Raw genomic sequence first — 15848 nt, forward strand, 5'->3', positions numbered from 1 at the left:
GTTGACCATCTGGTGCGAAGAATTCTTGATCTGCTGGCGCTGCCATGCGCCGCCGCGCACCGTAACAAAAGCTGTTTCGTCCACGGTAGGAGTGCCGATGAAACCCGCACGTATCCTGTGGCTAGGCAGTCTGAGTCTGGCGAGTTTCGTCGCCTCGGCGCAAACCAATTTGCCCGCAGTGAAGGTGACTTCGCAGAAGTACTCGTCGCAACACAGCGGCTATCTGATTTCTGGCGATTTCAAGGTCGATCCCCGCGTGCCGTCGGTGGTTTTTCCCGTGCAGGCGCTGGTGAAGGACGACATTCTCAGCATCGAGCCGGTCCATCTGCAGGACGACGAATATCTGGTGCTGCAGGAATGCGCAGCCGCCGACTGCCACGAGGCTTCGCTGGTGCGCTTCTGGAAATCAGACGACGTCGGTGGGGAGGACGCTCGACGGAATCGCGTCTGGATCATCCACGTGAACAAGTATTTCATCTGGCTCAAGCGCCTGCCGGAAGTCTCCGGCGCGAGCTGCGGCCAGGGCCGGCTGATGTTCGAGTCGAGCACGGTCAAGTGCGGCGGCCACTTCACCAGCTTCCAGCAAATCAGCCCGCCGCTGATGCTTATTCCCGAAGGCGATCTGTCCGCCTTTCATCAGGACGAAGTACAGAAATCGATCCAGGCCGACCCTGTGCACGTTGCGCGAGAGACGCATGAGGGCTCGACTTATGTGGTGACCTACGAAGGCGGAAGCACGGTACGCATCCGGCGCATGCACGTGGATCATGAGAACTAGAAATGTCATCCCCAAGACGGTTGGTTGTCCGTTTTTTGAGAGGCGAAACCGGTTCGGCTGGCCTGCTTAACCTCGTACACGGCAGAACACCGGTTCGGCGCCGCGCTCGCCGCCTTCCAGCCACGCAATCTTGGCGCGCAGATACTTTTTCATCGCGCGAATGCGTTCGGCCTTCAGTTCGACCGCTTCGAGCTGCGCACGCATGATGTCCAGCTTGCGCTTGCGATCCATGGCGCCCGCCGCGTACTCGAGGTTGAACGTGACGATCTGCTTGAGCGTGAAGCCGAGCTGCTGCGCGGTGCGAATGACTGCAGCGCGATCCAGATCGGCGTCGCTGAACTGCTGATAGCGATTGCTTGCGCTGTGCCCCACGTTCGGCGTGAACAAGCCGAGCTTGACGTAAAGCCGCACCGCATCGCGGGTAAGGTCGGCGCGGCGACAGAAGTCGGCGATAAGCATGCGGCACCTCTTGACTTGGGGGTATAGGCCCTAGTTTAGAGTGCTGGCCGACGAATCCCAAGAGCATGCGCCATGACGATAAACAATATCCACGCAAGAAAGAGGGTTGCACTGATTACGGGCGCATCGTCCGGCATCGGCGAAGCGACAGCACAGCGCCTGTTGGAGGACGGCTACGTCGTTTATGCGGCTGCACGTCGGCTTGAACGCATGCAGGCATTGAGCACCGCCGGAGCGCGGCTGCTGTCGCTGGACCTGACTGACGATGCGTCGATCGTGGCGGTGGTGGATGCGATCCGAAACGCGGAAGGGCGAATCGATGTGCTGGTCAATAACGCCGGCTACGGTTCCTACGGGGCGCTGGAGGACGTGCCCCTGGACGAGGGCCGCCGCCAGTTCGAGGTCAATGTGTTCGGGCTGGCCCGACTGATCCAGCTGAGCACGCCGATAATGCGTGCGCAGGGTAGCGGCTGCATCGTCAACATCACTTCGATCGGCGGCAAGATGCACGAACCGCTGGGCAGCTGGTACCACGCCACCAAGTTTGCCGTTGAAGGCTTGAGCGATTGCCTGCGGATGGAGCTCGCGCCCTTCGGCATCGACGTGGTGGTTATCGAGCCCGGCGCAATCCGCACCGAATGGACGGGCATTGCCAAGGAGAGCCTGCTTCAGCGCTCCGGCCACACGGCCTACGCCGAGCAGGCAAAGGCACATGCTCGATTGTTCGAATCCGGCGAAACCTCAAAAATGGTTTCAGAGCCCGGCGTGGTCGCCGCTACCATCGCCCGCGCGCTGCGCGCGCGTCGACCCCGCACGCGTTACGCCACCGGCGGCGGTGCGCGCCAGATTCTGTTCTTGCGAAGGTTACTCAGCGATCGGGCGTTTGACGGGCTGATGCGTATGGTCGAAAACGCAGCGTGAATCGCAGGCTGCCTCGCACCTGGAGCTGGCTTCTAATGATGATGCTCAGCGTCATCATCGTCGGGATGGATGCCGGTGCCCATGCCGCCCATGCCGCCGCCTGACCCGCCGCTCTTGCCGCTCTTGCCGCCGCCGCTTCCATTCTCGCTTTTGGAACTGCCTTCGCCTTTGCCTCGCGTGGTGGCGACCCGGATGGGTCCTTGCAGAGGAATGGACAGCTTTGCCGCGATGGGCTCCAGATCCAGCACCTGGCGGATGAAGTTGCGCAGCGACGTTACGAGGGCCGCGGTATGCACCGCGCGGCCTTCGGCGAGTTCGGTGGCCGCCTTCGCGGCGAGTTCGACCTGTTCCTCTGTGCCCAGCAGAATGATGTCCGATAGCGCAGCTTCGACAGCATCGCGTATGCGTCGGGGCCGTTCGGAAGGCGACTGCAGTGCGGCAGAGGCAGAGTCTGCCGCCGAGACACCGGACGCCACAGCCTGCTCCTGGCGCTGTCGCAGATCACGCAGATGGCTGGGGTCGACGGCAAGATTGCCGGTGAACGAACCGCCCAGCGTCTTGTAGGCGGCGATAAGCGTGCGCAGGCGTTCGTTGATCTGCCTGTTCTCGCGCTCACGCCGCTGCTGGATCACCTGCATGGCCAACAGCCGTATGCCAACACCGATAAGTGTGATGACGGACAGCCCAAGCAAGGTCGAAAGCAGCGTTTGCCACGAGCTGAAATCCAGGCTTCGCATGCGTGAGTCTCCGGAGGGCCAATAGCTCAGTGTAGGCCTTGAATACCTGTTGAATCGACTCACCGTCCACGTGTCTTATCGGCAGCGCTACCGCGCCATGACGGGCACGTACTGCCGGCGATCGCCGTAATGCTTGCCCTTGGTATCCACGTTGGCGCAGAGCTGGTCTTTTTCGCACATGACCAGGTCGGCGCGGTTGTAGGTTTTCAGCAGATCGGCGGTGAGCTGGTTTTCCTCGATGACCCTGGTGTAATGCATCGACAGCCAGATGCCGCCGGCAAGCAGCAGCAAAAAGCAGATGGCGGTGACGCCGATGACTTTCCATATCAGCAGCCGCTGCAAACGCGCCATCTGCTTGATCTGCTGCGCGAGCGCGTGCGAGGCACGCCCGACGTCGTTGCCCGACCTGTCCAGCATCTGCTGGTACTCGGCCATGGGGCGGGAGAGGCCGAGCTGTACCTGACTCGATACCTGACCGGGGAGCGCTTGCATGGACTCATGGGCGGACTGCCTGACTGCATCCGGCAGCTGCCGGGTTAGCTTTTGAAGTTCTTCCTGCGAGGTCGAAAGGCGCTGGTCGATTTCATCGCAGCGGCGCTCGAACTGTTCCATCAGCGCGGCCGTCTTGCTGATCAGTACGGTCAATTCATCTTCTTGCATCGTGCTGCGTTCCTTGCTCGATCGCGGTGAACGTGATGGCTAACGTTGCGGAGGGCTCGCGCCCGCACTTGGCTGCTGCGGCGTCAGTTGGGAAGCGGGAGGCGGAGCCTGCTGCTGCGTTTGCCGGTTGACCATGTCCGCGGCCTGGGTGTGCATGGCCCGTGCTGCGTCGGAATTCGCCAGTGCCTGAGTGCCCGCCCGAAACGCTGCGCGATCGCCTGATTGCCCCGCTGCAAGCATGTTGTCGAGACGGGAGGACAGATCATCGGCGGACGCGGCCTTTGCCTGCTGCGGCGCCGGCAGTGGGGCGATCTTCACCGGCTGGCGTTCGAACCGGTTGCTGAGCGACTCGTCGCGCGGCTGCGCGTGATACGCATCGCCCACGTGTGCAATCTGATTCCTGGGCACCAGCAGATCGTTGTAACCGCCGGGGCCGGTTCGATCGATCTTCGGATAGAACTTGTACAGCAGCATGCTCTGTTCCGAGCGATGCACGACGTTCAAGCTCGGATCGGTGGGCTCGGACTGCTTTTTCAGATACGGCTTGTCGCTAAGGCCGTTCAAGTAATCGGTCATCAGATTGTCGCTGCGAATGGCCAGACCATCACGCAGGTAGCTGCCGCCCACATCGGAGTGCGCGCCGGCCACGTTGACCGCCAGAAAGCGACCATCGGGCGATTCCCCGGGTTTGATGATGCGATCGGATTTGAACAAGCCGCGGCGCTCGTCGTCTGCGGTGATTTGAAAGCCGGAAATCACCGAAGGCGGCAGGCGGCGGTCGTGATACTTGATGGGATCGCCTGTGCCCACCGGGTCGAACAAGCCGACCGCTTGTGCTGTCTGACCAGGCGCCACCAGCGGAGGCCTGGTGTACTCCACATGTGTTATCTGGCCGTGAGCGTCGCGGGTATATTGCGCGCCTGAAGGATCCTGTACGCCGCGCTCCTGCACGAGGCGCGCGAAACCGGGGACTTGGTCTGCGCCTCTACTGAAACCGATCTCGGCGATGCGGATTTCTGCTTTGGGATCTTCCTGGCGCCACTTTTTGGCCTGTTCGATGAACAGTTTGTACATCTGCTCGGTGCGCTGGTCGTAAGTGAGCCCGGTGATGCCGTCTAGCGTACGTGGCACGAAGCTATCTTGTGTTCCAGGACCGGGGACGTATCCGCTGATGACTCGCGTATCACCGGTTTTATTTAGCTCGCGCACCTGAAGATCGATTTTAGCGACATTCGTGGAGTGCACCGGGTCTTTGGTGCGGTCGTTACCGGTGCCATCAAAGCAGGCGAGATACAGTCTCTCATGCGCGTTATCGGCGTGGATCAATACAGGTGCTTGAAAACCTGACAGGTGCTGACTGGCATCCGTATAGGTTTGCAGCCTGTGTGGATCAGCCGGGTAAAAAGCTCCTTCGCTTGGATAGCCGTCTTTATCAAGTTTTTGCTTGTCGCCGCCCATGGCTATGCTCCCTGCTTAGTAGGTGTGGCTCCAAGCCAGAATCACGTCTTTGCGAAAGTTACTGTCCTTGTTTCCGGGAATCTGTTCATGCTTGGTGGGAATGAACATAGCCATGTACACATTAACCGTGCGGTCGTTGACCTCAAGATAAATGTCCGGCTCGCCGGCGACAGGGCCCTTATAAAAATCTGCCATGTCCGCTTTACGCACGGCGTGCCATACCAGTTCGTCTTTGAATATTGCGCCGATGTCGACGGTAGCTTCGTGAGCGACACCATCGATTGATTTCCAGGTCACCTCGGCCGGTGGAGGAAAGTTATCGATACCTACCTCGACCGAGCCCCAAGCCTTTTTGTAGTCGGACGACTTTGGCGGGGCTGATACTTCATCAGGCGCGTGCTGCGTCTGATAACGGTTGTTGTAGATCACATTGCATCCGATGGTGCTGTAGCAAAGTGCTTCAAAGTTGTGCTGCTTGAACTTCAGCGGCACGGCGTGCGTTTGCGCAGGGGGTTCGATTCTTGCGTTGGTCTGAGCTGACATGGCTGGATGGCATCCTGTCATCAATAAAACGGAAACAGTGATCGAGAACGTGGCGCGACGAAGGTTGAACGGGCTGAGCATCTGGCTCTCCTGCCTTGAGCTGCAACGAGCCGAATGTACTTCGCTCGTACACGATCGGCAATACGAACACGTCACGTCCCGACGATGCCAGCACCAGGGCAAATGACCAGACACGACAGGCAGTGTGCGGGACAACATGCTGGGCTGGATCGAATGGTGGATCGGTTGCTTGCCTCGTTGTCGATGTCGTCGGCGCAGCTGTCGACCTTCATGGTGTGTGGTTTGATGCGGTTCGCAACCGTTCACGGATGCCTGACCAATCTTGCCGCAACGGATGGGCGATGCCCTGTGGGTTTACTGATCGTTCTCTGACGGAGAGTGTTATGCGCTGCAGGGTTTTCGTCGTTGCCACGCTGTGGCTCATGTCGCTGTCGGCAGGAGTGGCGTCTGCACGGCAGAGTGATGGGGCGGCGATTGGCGCGCATGACGATCACTCGGGAAACTGTTTCGATACGTTGGACGCTTCGGAAATCCGACTCTGGCCGGGCGCCGCTCCCGGTGCCATGGGTAACGACGCATGCCGCGATATTCCCTATCTGAAAAGGTATGCCCCCGCTTCTGCAAAAGCCGCACGCCTGCCCGCGATATTGATTATTCCCGGTGGTGGTTACGACCGTCTCTCCGATGCGAAAGAGCAGGCGCCGGTCGCCGAATATTTCGCCAGTCATCTGCGTGTGGTCGCTTTCGTGCTGTATTACCGGCTGGTGCAGCGCGATGGGACGTATCGTTATCCCGTGCCGATGTGGGACGGTCGGCGCGCGTTGAACTTCATTCGGCACAATGCCCTGGCACTGGGCGTCGATCCCGGGCGCATCGGCGTGTTCGGTTTTTCCGCTGGCGGCCATCTCGCCAGCACGCTCGCGCTGCATCCGGACAGCGATTTCGATCTGCCTGCACACGATGCCGTGGATGCTGCGCATGCCGCGCCGGCCTTTCTCGGCCTGGGTTATCCCGTGATTTCGATGCTGCCTTCGCAATACGCGTCGCCAAGTTCGCTGAAGCATCTGTTGTATGGGTACGACGGGCGACTCCTGCAGCAGCTCGAATTTGGCTTGTCCGGCCAGCATCACGTCGCTCGCGGGATGGCGCCGGTATTTCTTTTCGACAGCGAGGACGATCAGCGCGTCAGCGCACAAAACAGCATCGCGTTTGCGGACGCGCTGAGTGCCCATCGGGTGCCTGCCGAGGTGCACCTGTTCAAGCAGGGCGTGCACGGTTCCGGATTGTCCGAGGGCATTGCCGGCGAGGATCAATGGCCGAGGCTATTTCAATCGTGGCTCCAGCGCATCGGCTTTCTCGAACGGTAAGCGCTTGCGCGATTGAAAGCATCAGCGCGCAGTGCTTCTTATTGGTGGTGGAGCGAGCAGCCCGATCACTCGGACGAAGTCGGCTCATGCCTGACCAGCGCGGCGCCTGTGCCGAGGCGCCCGGTTTATCGGACCTTATCGGGTTATATTGATCGAGAGTTTGTCGCCATGGCCGGCCTTGTTGGGGTACGTCGGATGCCTTCGGGCTTCGCAAACCGGGGAAAACGCAATGAAGTTCATGGCTTGGCCGGCACGCTGGTTGTCGCTTGTCATTCTCGTTGCCGGTGTTGCCGTGATGTCCGGCTGGCTGACGCGTACCGCCTGGCTCACCACCATCGTTCCCGGTCGGGTGCCGATGGTTTTCAACACGGGACTGTGCTTTTTTCTTTTGGGGCTGGCTCTGTTCCGGCTGTCACTGGGCAACACAGGAATCACGCACACGTTCGCCAAACGCTGCGGCTCCGTCGTCCTGGCCCTGAGTGCGATCAATCTGCTGCAGGTTATCGGCGACGTGTCGCTGGGTATCAATCTGCCGGCGTTGCACGCGTGGCACCCCATCAATAGTGTCAAACCGGGGCAGATGTCGCTGGGCGCGACAACGTGCTTCCTGTTTGCGGCGGGCTCACTGCTGCTGCCTGTTGCGCGCAGCCCGCGTCTGGCCGTGCTCGCCATGAGCTTTGGCGCCGTGCCTTTCAGTATCGGGCTTACGGTGATTGTCGGCTACTTCATGCATATGGAATCGCTCTATGCGTGGTACCCGATCAACCAGATGGCGATGCCGACCGGTGTGGGCATGCTGATCTTGAGTATGGCGCTATGGCCTACCGTGCTGCGCATCAGCGCGCTGCACGGCTATTCGGAGGATCGCCACATCATTGCCGTCGGCACGATGGCGCTGCTGGTGGTGGCGCTGGTTGCCGTGTTCAGCGGCATATGGTTGCTGCGCACACAGGGAGCTCCCGCGCTGCAGGCCAATCTGCAGCTTGCCCGCGATGCCCGATCGGACCTGCTGGCACTGGACCTGCAGAGCGCGACCGAGCGTGCCGTGGACGCCGGCGCCGACGTGTCGCTGGTCTTGGCGTCGGCGTCGCACACATTGCCCGGGGCGGATGTCCGCCCGTCATTGCAGGCGGAGGCAAACGTGCTGGCGGCGCGCGGCATACGCGGCGTCCAGATCAATGCTCCCGGTGGCATCGCGTTGGCACGCGCAGGCGCTCCGATCGAACCGTTCATTGGCGCCTTGCCGATGACGGCGGCATCGGGTGTCACCCGCGCAATCGGATGGCACGGCGGTCTCACGCTGCGCACGCGCGTGATGCTGGTCAATAACGGAAGAAGCCAAGGCGAACTGATCATGGATCAGCCGCTCGCGCTCGTGCAGTCGAGATTGCGATCCGGTACCTATTTGAATGCTTCGGTCATCACGCGACTGTGCGGTCGCGTCAGCGCAGCGAATGTGGCTTGCCTGCGCGTGGACAGTGGCGCTACTGCTGCGGTTTCCAATCAGGCCGGCGATCGTCTTGTTGCGCTGGTCGGCAATGCGATTGCAGGATCGAAAGGCATCGCGCGCGCGCAGGCCAGCGAGGGTATCCCCACCGATGTCATCGCTTACGGCTCCGTACGTTCGACCGGGCTCGCCCTGCTGGTACAACTCGATGCCACCGGTCTCTATGCGCCGATCCGTCGCGGCATGCTGTGGGGACTGGGCGTGGTTCTGCTTGTCGTGGGCGTGTCGGTGACCTGGCTGCGCACGCGCATTCGCGCTCTGGTGAAGCGCCTGGTTATCAGTGAGAGTCGGTACAAGGCGGTAGTGGAATCACTGCACGACGGCCTGCTGCTGCAGGATGCCAACGCCAGAATACTGGCATCCAACCCCGCGGCAAGACGCATTCTTGGGCTGGACGACGCTGACATACGCACGCGCGGCTCGCTCGATCCGGTATGGAACACCATGCATGAGGACGGTTCGCACTGGCCCGGCGCTGATCATCCAGCCCCGCGCACGCTGCGCACCGGCAAGCCGGAGACAGGCGTGATCATGGGCGTGCAGCGACCGCAGGGCGAGCTGCGCTGGCTGAGCATCAACACCGTGCTCTCGCTCGGCGACGGCCCGGATGACGAACGTACCGTGATCACCTCGTTCTCCGACATCACTGAACGGCGATCCGCCGAAAAGCAGCTGGCGCAGTCCAACCAGCTGCGCCAGGCGATTCTGGAAGCCGCGCCGTTTTCGATCATTGCCACCGATGAGAGCGGGCTGATCAGGGCGGTCAATCCGGGCACCGAGCGCATGCTCTGGTACAAGGCCGACGAGCTGGTGGGCAAGGCGACAGCCGTGGATATCCACGATCCGCTGGAAATCACGGAGCGCGCGGAAGAGTTGTCCGACTCGCTGGGCAGGCCAGTGGACGCGGGCTTCGAAGTATTCGTGCACAGGTCGCGTTTCGGCGTGACCGAAGAACGCGAGTGGACCTATGTGCGCAAGGACGGCTCGCGCTTTCCGGTGAACCTCACGGTGACCGCCTTGCGCGATGAAGGCGAGCAGATCACCGGCTTTCTGTGTATCGCCTACGACATTACCGAGCGCAAGCATCAGGAAGAGTACGCACGCCACGTGGCGCACCACGATTTTCTCACCGGCCTGCCCAACCGCACGCTGTTGAACGACCGCCTTTACATCGCGATAGAGCGGGCGCGACGCGACGGCTGCAGGGTGGCCGCGATGATGATCGATCTGGATCATTTCAAGCGCGTCAACGATTCGCTCGGCCATCACGTGGGCGACGAACTTCTGAAGATCGTGGCCGCACGCATTCTCGCCTGCGTCAGGCGATCCGATACGGTGGCGCGCATGGGCGGCGACGAGTTCGCCGTGCTGCTCAGCGATATCAAGAGCGATGTGGATATCGAGCTGGTCGCCGAAAAGATCATCGCCAGCGTTTCGCAACCGGCGCAGGTTGGCGGGCACGAGCTGCATGTTTCTCCCAGCATCGGCGTGAGCCAGTATCCGGTCGACGGAGACGACCTGCACGCGCTGCTGGTAGACGCCGATACCGCCATGTACGAGGCGAAACAGGCCGGCCGAAAAACCTATCGCCTGTTCAGTCGTGAAATGGAGCTGGCCGCCAAGACCAAGCTCGAGCTGGAGAGCGAGCTTCAGCTCGCACTGACGCAGGGCGAGTTCCAGCTGCACTACCAGCCGCAGGTCAGCCTGCGGGATGATCGGATCCATGGCATGGAAGCCTTGCTGCGCTGGTATAGCCCCAAGCGCGGGCTGGTGGCACCCAACGATTTCATTCTCATCGCCGAGCAGAGCTCGCTGATCGTGGCGATCGGCGACTGGGTGCTCGTCAACGCATGTCACGACATGGCTGCGCGCAATCGGCGTACGGGCGATAGTTTGCGTGTGGCGGTCAATCTCTCGCCACGGCAGTTTCTGCAAAACGATCTGGTCGAGCACGTGCAGCGGGTGCTCGAGGAAACCGGGCTGGCACCCTCGTGCCTTGAGCTCGAAATCACCGAAGGCGTGCTGATGGATCATTCGGCGCAGACGATCAAGCGTCTGCAAAAGCTTCGGGAGCTTGGCGTGCTGATTGCCGTCGATGATTTCGGCGTCGGCTTCTCCAGCCTGTCGTACATCACCCAATTTCCGATCAGCACGCTGAAGATCGATCGCGTCTTTGTCGACCGTCTGCCCGACAGCGCCAGCGACGCGGCGGTCGCGCTGGCGATCATCGCGCTGGCGCACAGCCTTGACATGATCGTCGTTGCCGAGGGCGTGGAGACGATCGAACAGCTGAACTACCTGCGCCTGCATGGTTGCGACTTCGTACAGGGTTATTTTCTGGGCCGGCCGCAGCCGATGGAGAATGCTCCGTCGGATGGCGGCTGACCGCATGCCCGATTCCCCGGCCTGTCGCGACGCCGGCCTGCGTTCAACGGGCTGGCCGGTGATGGTGCTTTTCGCTTGCGTGCTTGGCCTTCAAGCAAATCGACGCGGTGATGACCTTTCGAACTTGCATGTCGGGCAGGGACATGCGCGGCGCCGGCCAACGACCCTGCCATGGCTATCGTGTTGTGCCGCGGCGTCGCCATAAAAAAGGCCGGTCGCAGCGACCGGCCTCTTGCAGCGTCTCGATGTAGCTATCGCCGTTCAGGCGATGTGGCGACGAGCCGGGTATTTGCGCAGGTGATAGACGCGATGAATATGGCCGGCGCCGAGCCAGCCGCCGACGGCGGATGCGAGCAGCGCGAGAAAGCCGCTGATAAAGGCAATCCATAGCGTCAACGACAGGTAATGCGCCGCCTTGTCCGCGGTCATCCTGGACTCTGCGCGCGCTGTGTCGATCTGCGGCGTGAGCTTCTGCAGCGAAGCCGCAGCGGAGTCCTGACTGGTGCCCGTGTCCGCTGCCAGAAGCGCGCTGGCGATATCGTCCTGGCCGGCGAGAATCGCGCCGACGATGGGTGTCGAGCCGCCGCGCTCGCGCCCCGTCAGCGAATACGCGATATTCGCATCGAGCACCGACACGGCCGGCGTCATGGTCGGGCCGCCATGCATTTCTGGCCCTGGACCGCCCCTGTGTTCGTTATGCCCCGACATGGCATGGCCCAGTCCCAAGGCCAGCCACAGTGCTGTGGTGGTCAGTGAGAGCCCCCACACCGTGACACCGTGCAGCGCCCCACTCGTATCGTCGTTTCGGCCATCGAACCAGGCAGCGAACATGCCGCCGATGAACAGTGCGGCGACCCAGGTGACGATCACCCAGACCGCCGTGCCGATGCCGATGCCTTTGGCGCTTCCTGCCACGTTCCACGCGTCGAAGCTGGCAAAGCCCAGGGCCAGGCCCGCGGCGTACAACAGACCGGCTGTCGCTGTGGCCACCAGCCAGCCGGCGATGATTGCGCCGAAGCGCATGGAGGGATGGGCGAGGGCGAGTTCGTCCTGAACCCGGTCATTGTTAGCAACGTAGGACATGCTGTTCTCCTGCGAGTGGGTGGGCGAGGCCGGGTTGTGGGGCGAACATCACGCACAACCTCGCAGGAGCGCAAAGAGAAGCAGCAGCGGAATGGGCACGCCCATCAGCCAGAGCAGCACGTAACCGATGCCGCCTTTTTCTTTGGACGATGGCGGCGGTGACAATGGATTTGTTTCGTTCATGACGTTTCCCTCTCGTGTGGTTGGACCGCAACGAGCCCTTCGGTCCCACCTTCGCTGCGATGAGGCAGGGTGGCGTTTAAGCGGTCGAAAAAGCGTGACGTAGACGAGCCGGTGCTTTCCGACGAATCGGCCGGTGACGCATGTCCAAAGCATTTTCATGATCCGGGTGGAGCCGCTGTCCGGCCGGCCCGGCTGTCTAGAGTCCGGTTGACACCGGCGCAGCGGATGCGTCCCGTGGCTCCGCCGCTCGTGCGCCGCCGATATGGATGCGGTGGCGGCCGGCCTGTTTGGCTTCGTACAGCGCTGCGTCCGCCGCATCGAGCGCGTTGTTGAGGTCGGCAAGCGGATCGCATAAAGCCACGCCGGCAGAAAACGTCGCTCCGCGCGGCGTGGCGGTCTGCATGCGCTCCAGCAGATGCAGCGCCTGCTGTGTCGTGGTGTGTGGCATCAGCAGGGTGAACTCCTCGCCACCGTAACGGGCGATCAGGCAATCGGCCGGCAGTCGCGCGGACCACGCCGCATAGGCCTCGCACAGAAGATCGTCGCCGGCATGATGGCCGTGCGCGTCGTTGAAGGCCTTGAAGTGATCCAGATCCATCAGCGCCAGCGTCAGCGGCTGGCCATCGTGGCGCGCCTGCGCGGCGGCAGCGGCAAGCGCGCGCTTCCAGTGGCGGCGGTTCGGGGCGCCGGTGAGTTCGTCGTAATGGGACTGCTGGTCGAGCTGCCTCGCTTGCCGCCGCAACTGCTGCAGCAGGCCGTCCATGCGCACCAGCACCAGCACCGGCAGCAGCAGGCCGCCACCGACCACGGCAATCCAATAGGGAAAATTGGATGGTGCGAGCTGGGCCAGCAGCAGCGTCAGGGCAGGCATCAGCGAGCCCAGCGTCAGCGCGACCAGACGCAGCCGCGGCAGCGGCGCATCCGCCGTGCTGCTTTCGTACTCCCAAAGGCGCCACACCGAAGGATGCACGATCACCGCCAGCGGCAGGCAGCGGTTGAGATACCACAGCAGCTTGGGCAGATCGCCGAGCCTGTCGTCGCCGCCCATCATGTGCACGTTCCACAGCGGGTCGCCGATCGCCGTCATCAGCATCGCCACGCCCAGGATCAGAAACGCGGGGTTGCGCGTGCGCCGCGAGGTGATCTGATGGATATACAGCGCAAAAATGAGGATGCTGCCCAGCGCGTACCAGCCGACCAGAAGCATGCCGTCGAGGCTGATGGATGTTTCCCGCGCGGTCGGCACGATATAGAACGCCACCACCGGCACGGCCAGGCCGATTGCAAAAATGCTCGCGTCCAGCAGCGCGCCCGTCGTGCGGCCGACGCGTCGGCCCATGGTTACCAGACCCACCGCCAGCGGCACATAGGCCGCCATGTACATCACGTCGGAAAACGAGGCCTGCGGGCCCATGCCGATAAATACCGTCTCCCGGTAATACAGCAGGTCGGCGATCGCGTTGCAGCTAAAGCCGGCGAGCAGCCAGTACCAGGTGGCGGGCGGGCGATAGCGCAGGGTAAATACCCAGGTCAGCGCGATCGCCACGGCCGCGAGCAAACAGTAAAGCCCCCAGCGCTGGTTGCCGCTCAGCGGCCACCAGGCGTAGGGCGCCGCAAAGGCCAGAATCAGGGCCAGAAACAGCCACGACAGCCGACGGCTTCCGCCGTGGCGGGTTGCGGTTGCGGAGCCATTGGGCGGGCGTCCATCCATGCTTGCACTGTAGCCCAGCCGCACCGCGTCGGCGTGGCCTGTTTGCCATCTTTACCTGATCAGATGCGGCGTAGCCGCTGGTGGTCGGCCCGATGCATCTCGCGCGGGTGTCGTCAAAAGCCGTTGGTGGGATCCGGGCGATGGCGCAAGCCGGCGCAGTAATGCTTAACTCTCGCAACGATGGTGGTTTGAAAAGGCCTGATATGACGACGAAAACGTTTTTGATCCGACTGGGGATGCTGGTTGCTCTGAGTGCTTTCGTTGGCGTTACCGCGGCGGCGCCGTTGAAGCGTGCAACTGACGTCATCGCCATTGAGCAAGTGATGGCGCAGCAGCAGGCCGCGTGGAATCGCGGCGACGTCGACGATTTCATGCAGGGCTACAAGGACGCGCCCGACACCACCTTCGTCGGCTCGACGGTACGCAAGGGCTATCGCGATATTCTCGCCAGCTACCGCCAGCACTATGCGAGCAGGGCGCAGATGGGCAGGCTTACGTTCTCCGCCATCGACGTGCGGCTGTTGCCCGGCGACGACGGGGTGGTGCGCTACGCGGCCGTCACCGGGCGTTTTCATCTCGATCGCAGCGCCCACGGGGAAGTGACAAAGGACGACGGCGTATTCTCGCTGCTGTGGGAAAAAACACCGAGCGGCTGGAAAATCATCCTCGATCACAGCAGCTAACCTGCGACGGGCGGCTTCGCCGAGGTGCGCGATCTTGGTCGTCAGGTGAGCAATAAAACGCTTTACGTGCGATGGGTTCGCTGCTTGCGCGGATAGATGGCAAACACATCCGCCTCGGTCATCTGATAACAGGTGAGCACGGGCATGAGGCAGATACGGACCGGCCAGCCAGTCTACCGCCATCACAACACCCGGCGCGCCGAGTGCTTAGTTCAAGACAGGTTAGCCGTCATCAGTGGATACCTGGCTGAGAATCGGCGAATGCCCCAACGCGCTGACCATCGGTATTCGGCTTTGACGACAAGACGATTGCCGTTACAGCTATTGGATCGCGAAGGCATCGTCGATCGTCCGCCGTCCCCCGTCAGTGCGAGGAAACATACGCCGATGGTAGCGCGGGCGGCAGCGCGAATCGGCGTTTCATGCGTTCGACCTCATCCACCGGGGTGCGGCCGAAAAGGCGTTTGAATTCACGGCTGAACTGCGAGCTGCTTTCGTAGCCGACCTGGGCACACGCCGCGGCCGCGGTCAGCCCGTTGCGCATCATGAGCAGGCGCGCCTGATGCAGGCGCGTGGATTTCAGGTACTGCATCGGCGAGGTATTGGTAACGGTTCGAAAGTGCGCGTGGAAGCTGGGCACACTCATCGACGCCTCTTTGGCCAGATCTTCCACCGCCAGCCGTTTCGTATAGCTGCGGTGGATTTTCCGTATCGCTTTGGCGACCTTGCCGAACGGGCCCTGCATGGCGAGCGCGGTGCGCAGCGTTCCACCCTGTTGGCCCACGAAGATGCGGAAATAGATTTCACGCAGCAACGCCGGGCCGAGAATTGTCGTGTCGAGCGGCGAGCCGAGTACTTGCAGTAGCCGCAGCACGGAATCGGCCAGGGCATCGTCTATGGGAGTGGACATCATGCTGCGCGGCCTGGTCTGCGGCGCATCGTGATGTTCGTCAAGTTCCAGCAGAAGGTCGGCGGCCATCTGAAAATCCAGCCGCAGATAGATCGCCAGCATCGGTTCGGCAGGCGTGGCGTCGGTTTCCATGGTGAACGGCACAGGCACCGAGACCACCAGATAATGCTGCGCGTCGTAAAGATAGACGGTGTCGCCGAGATAGCCGCGCTTGCGTCCCTGCACCACGATGACGACGCCGGGATCGTACAGCACGGGCGTGCGGCTCATCCGGCGATTCGAGCGCAACAGCCGCACATCATCGAGCGGCGTGAGGTTGTAGCCCTCAACCGGCGTCAGTCGGTCCAGCAACGCGATCATCTGTCGCTGGACGCTGTTTCGTTGCCGACTCATGGAGCCCCCAAAGCCAGGGAAAAATGAAAACCTTCCGCGTTTTGCGAGC

General features: G+C 61.9%; 14 protein-coding genes. 5 read left to right on the top strand and 9 right to left on the bottom strand.

Annotated elements, in window-relative coordinates; genetic code table 11:
- Positions 1-97 precede the first annotated feature (97 nt).
- Positions 98-778, top strand: coding sequence for a hypothetical protein (locus tag ACDK93_RS08160; protein WP_458072095.1), 681 nt, complete (start codon positions 98-100; stop codon positions 776-778).
- Between the two features lie 66 nt (positions 779-844).
- Here the strand turns inward: ACDK93_RS08160 and ACDK93_RS08165 are convergent, their stop codons facing one another.
- On the bottom strand, positions 845-1237 hold the full coding sequence (locus ACDK93_RS08165) for a MerR family transcriptional regulator (RefSeq protein ID WP_458072096.1): 393 nt from the start codon (positions 1235-1237) through the stop codon (positions 845-847).
- 72 nt (positions 1238-1309) lie between these two features.
- Here ACDK93_RS08165 and ACDK93_RS08170 point away from each other — a divergent pair, with 72 nt between their 5' ends.
- Entirely contained in the window at positions 1310-2158 is an 849-nt protein-coding gene (locus ACDK93_RS08170) for an oxidoreductase (RefSeq protein WP_458072097.1), read from the top strand.
- 32 nt (positions 2159-2190) lie between these two features.
- On the opposite strand, the gene ACDK93_RS08175 is transcribed toward ACDK93_RS08170, so the two are convergent.
- The 4 genes from ACDK93_RS08175 to ACDK93_RS08190 form a co-directional block, all read right to left on the bottom strand.
- On the bottom strand, positions 2191-2895 hold the full coding sequence (locus ACDK93_RS08175) for a hypothetical protein (RefSeq protein ID WP_458072098.1): 705 nt from the start codon (positions 2893-2895) through the stop codon (positions 2191-2193).
- Between the two features lie 87 nt (positions 2896-2982).
- Positions 2983-3555 carry a relaxation protein gene (locus ACDK93_RS08180; RefSeq protein ID WP_458072099.1) on the bottom strand — a complete coding sequence of 191 codons (573 nt, stop codon included), beginning with the start codon at positions 3553-3555 and terminating at the stop codon, positions 2983-2985.
- Positions 3556-3594: 39 nt separating this feature from the next.
- Positions 3595-5013 carry a phospholipase effector Tle1 domain-containing protein gene (locus tag ACDK93_RS08185; protein WP_458072100.1) on the bottom strand — a complete coding sequence of 473 codons (1419 nt, stop codon included), beginning with the start codon at positions 5011-5013 and terminating at the stop codon, positions 3595-3597.
- Between the two features lie 15 nt (positions 5014-5028).
- Positions 5029-5637, bottom strand: coding sequence for a hypothetical protein (locus tag ACDK93_RS08190; RefSeq protein WP_458072101.1), 609 nt, complete (start codon positions 5635-5637; stop codon positions 5029-5031).
- A 323-nt stretch (positions 5638-5960) separates the two neighbouring features.
- Between ACDK93_RS08190 and ACDK93_RS08195 the strand changes: the two genes are divergently transcribed.
- Positions 5961-6944, top strand: coding sequence for an alpha/beta hydrolase (locus tag ACDK93_RS08195; protein WP_458072102.1), 984 nt, complete (start codon positions 5961-5963; stop codon positions 6942-6944).
- A 229-nt stretch (positions 6945-7173) separates the two neighbouring features.
- Positions 7174-10836 carry a putative bifunctional diguanylate cyclase/phosphodiesterase gene (locus tag ACDK93_RS08200; RefSeq protein ID WP_458072103.1) on the top strand — a complete coding sequence of 1221 codons (3663 nt, stop codon included), beginning with the start codon at positions 7174-7176 and terminating at the stop codon, positions 10834-10836.
- A 261-nt stretch (positions 10837-11097) separates the two neighbouring features.
- Here the strand turns inward: ACDK93_RS08200 and ACDK93_RS08205 are convergent, their stop codons facing one another.
- The 3 genes from ACDK93_RS08205 to ACDK93_RS08215 all read right to left on the bottom strand — a co-directional run bounded on the left by ACDK93_RS08205 (position 11098) and on the right by ACDK93_RS08215 (position 13813).
- Positions 11098-11919, bottom strand: a complete 822-nt coding sequence (locus ACDK93_RS08205; RefSeq protein ID WP_458072104.1) for a hypothetical protein — start codon at positions 11917-11919, stop codon at positions 11098-11100.
- Between the two features lie 48 nt (positions 11920-11967).
- Positions 11968-12102 carry a hypothetical protein gene (locus tag ACDK93_RS08210; RefSeq protein ID WP_255457565.1) on the bottom strand — a complete coding sequence of 45 codons (135 nt, stop codon included), beginning with the start codon at positions 12100-12102 and terminating at the stop codon, positions 11968-11970.
- A 196-nt stretch (positions 12103-12298) separates the two neighbouring features.
- Positions 12299-13813 carry a diguanylate cyclase domain-containing protein gene (locus ACDK93_RS08215; RefSeq protein WP_458072105.1) on the bottom strand — a complete coding sequence of 505 codons (1515 nt, stop codon included), beginning with the start codon at positions 13811-13813 and terminating at the stop codon, positions 12299-12301.
- Positions 13814-13953: 140 nt separating this feature from the next.
- Here ACDK93_RS08215 and ACDK93_RS08220 point away from each other — a divergent pair, with 140 nt between their 5' ends.
- Positions 13954-14496 (top strand): YybH family protein, encoded by a 543-nt coding sequence (locus ACDK93_RS08220; protein WP_458072106.1) that lies wholly within the window; start codon positions 13954-13956, stop codon positions 14494-14496.
- Positions 14497-14860: 364 nt separating this feature from the next.
- Here ACDK93_RS08220 and ACDK93_RS08225 read toward each other — a convergent pair whose 3' ends face one another.
- Positions 14861-15799, bottom strand: coding sequence for an AraC family transcriptional regulator (locus ACDK93_RS08225; protein WP_458072107.1), 939 nt, complete (start codon positions 15797-15799; stop codon positions 14861-14863).
- Positions 15800-15848 lie beyond the last annotated feature (49 nt).

This window comes from Rhodanobacter sp. BL-MT-08, assembly GCF_054161255.1.

Coding starts and splice junctions, on each gene's coding strand:
- ACDK93_RS08215 (WP_458072105.1), bottom strand. CDS start 13,813: ATGGATGGACGCCCGCCCAATGGCTCCGCAACCGCAACCCGCCACGGC.
- ACDK93_RS08185 (WP_458072100.1), bottom strand. CDS start 5,013: ATGGGCGGCGACAAGCAAAAACTTGATAAAGACGGCTATCCAAGCGAA.
- ACDK93_RS08205 (WP_458072104.1), bottom strand. CDS start 11,919: ATGTCCTACGTTGCTAACAATGACCGGGTTCAGGACGAACTCGCCCTC.
- ACDK93_RS08170 (WP_458072097.1), top strand. CDS start 1,310: ATGACGATAAACAATATCCACGCAAGAAAGAGGGTTGCACTGATTACG.
- ACDK93_RS08165 (WP_458072096.1), bottom strand. CDS start 1,237: ATGCTTATCGCCGACTTCTGTCGCCGCGCCGACCTTACCCGCGATGCG.
- ACDK93_RS08210 (WP_255457565.1), bottom strand. CDS start 12,102: ATGAACGAAACAAATCCATTGTCACCGCCGCCATCGTCCAAAGAAAAA.
- ACDK93_RS08190 (WP_458072101.1), bottom strand. CDS start 5,637: ATGCTCAGCCCGTTCAACCTTCGTCGCGCCACGTTCTCGATCACTGTT.
- ACDK93_RS08175 (WP_458072098.1), bottom strand. CDS start 2,895: ATGCGAAGCCTGGATTTCAGCTCGTGGCAAACGCTGCTTTCGACCTTG.
- ACDK93_RS08220 (WP_458072106.1), top strand. CDS start 13,954: ATGGCGCAAGCCGGCGCAGTAATGCTTAACTCTCGCAACGATGGTGGT.
- ACDK93_RS08160 (WP_458072095.1), top strand. CDS start 98: ATGAAACCCGCACGTATCCTGTGGCTAGGCAGTCTGAGTCTGGCGAGT.
- ACDK93_RS08195 (WP_458072102.1), top strand. CDS start 5,961: ATGCGCTGCAGGGTTTTCGTCGTTGCCACGCTGTGGCTCATGTCGCTG.
- ACDK93_RS08200 (WP_458072103.1), top strand. CDS start 7,174: ATGAAGTTCATGGCTTGGCCGGCACGCTGGTTGTCGCTTGTCATTCTC.
- ACDK93_RS08225 (WP_458072107.1), bottom strand. CDS start 15,799: ATGAGTCGGCAACGAAACAGCGTCCAGCGACAGATGATCGCGTTGCTG.
- ACDK93_RS08180 (WP_458072099.1), bottom strand. CDS start 3,555: ATGCAAGAAGATGAATTGACCGTACTGATCAGCAAGACGGCCGCGCTG.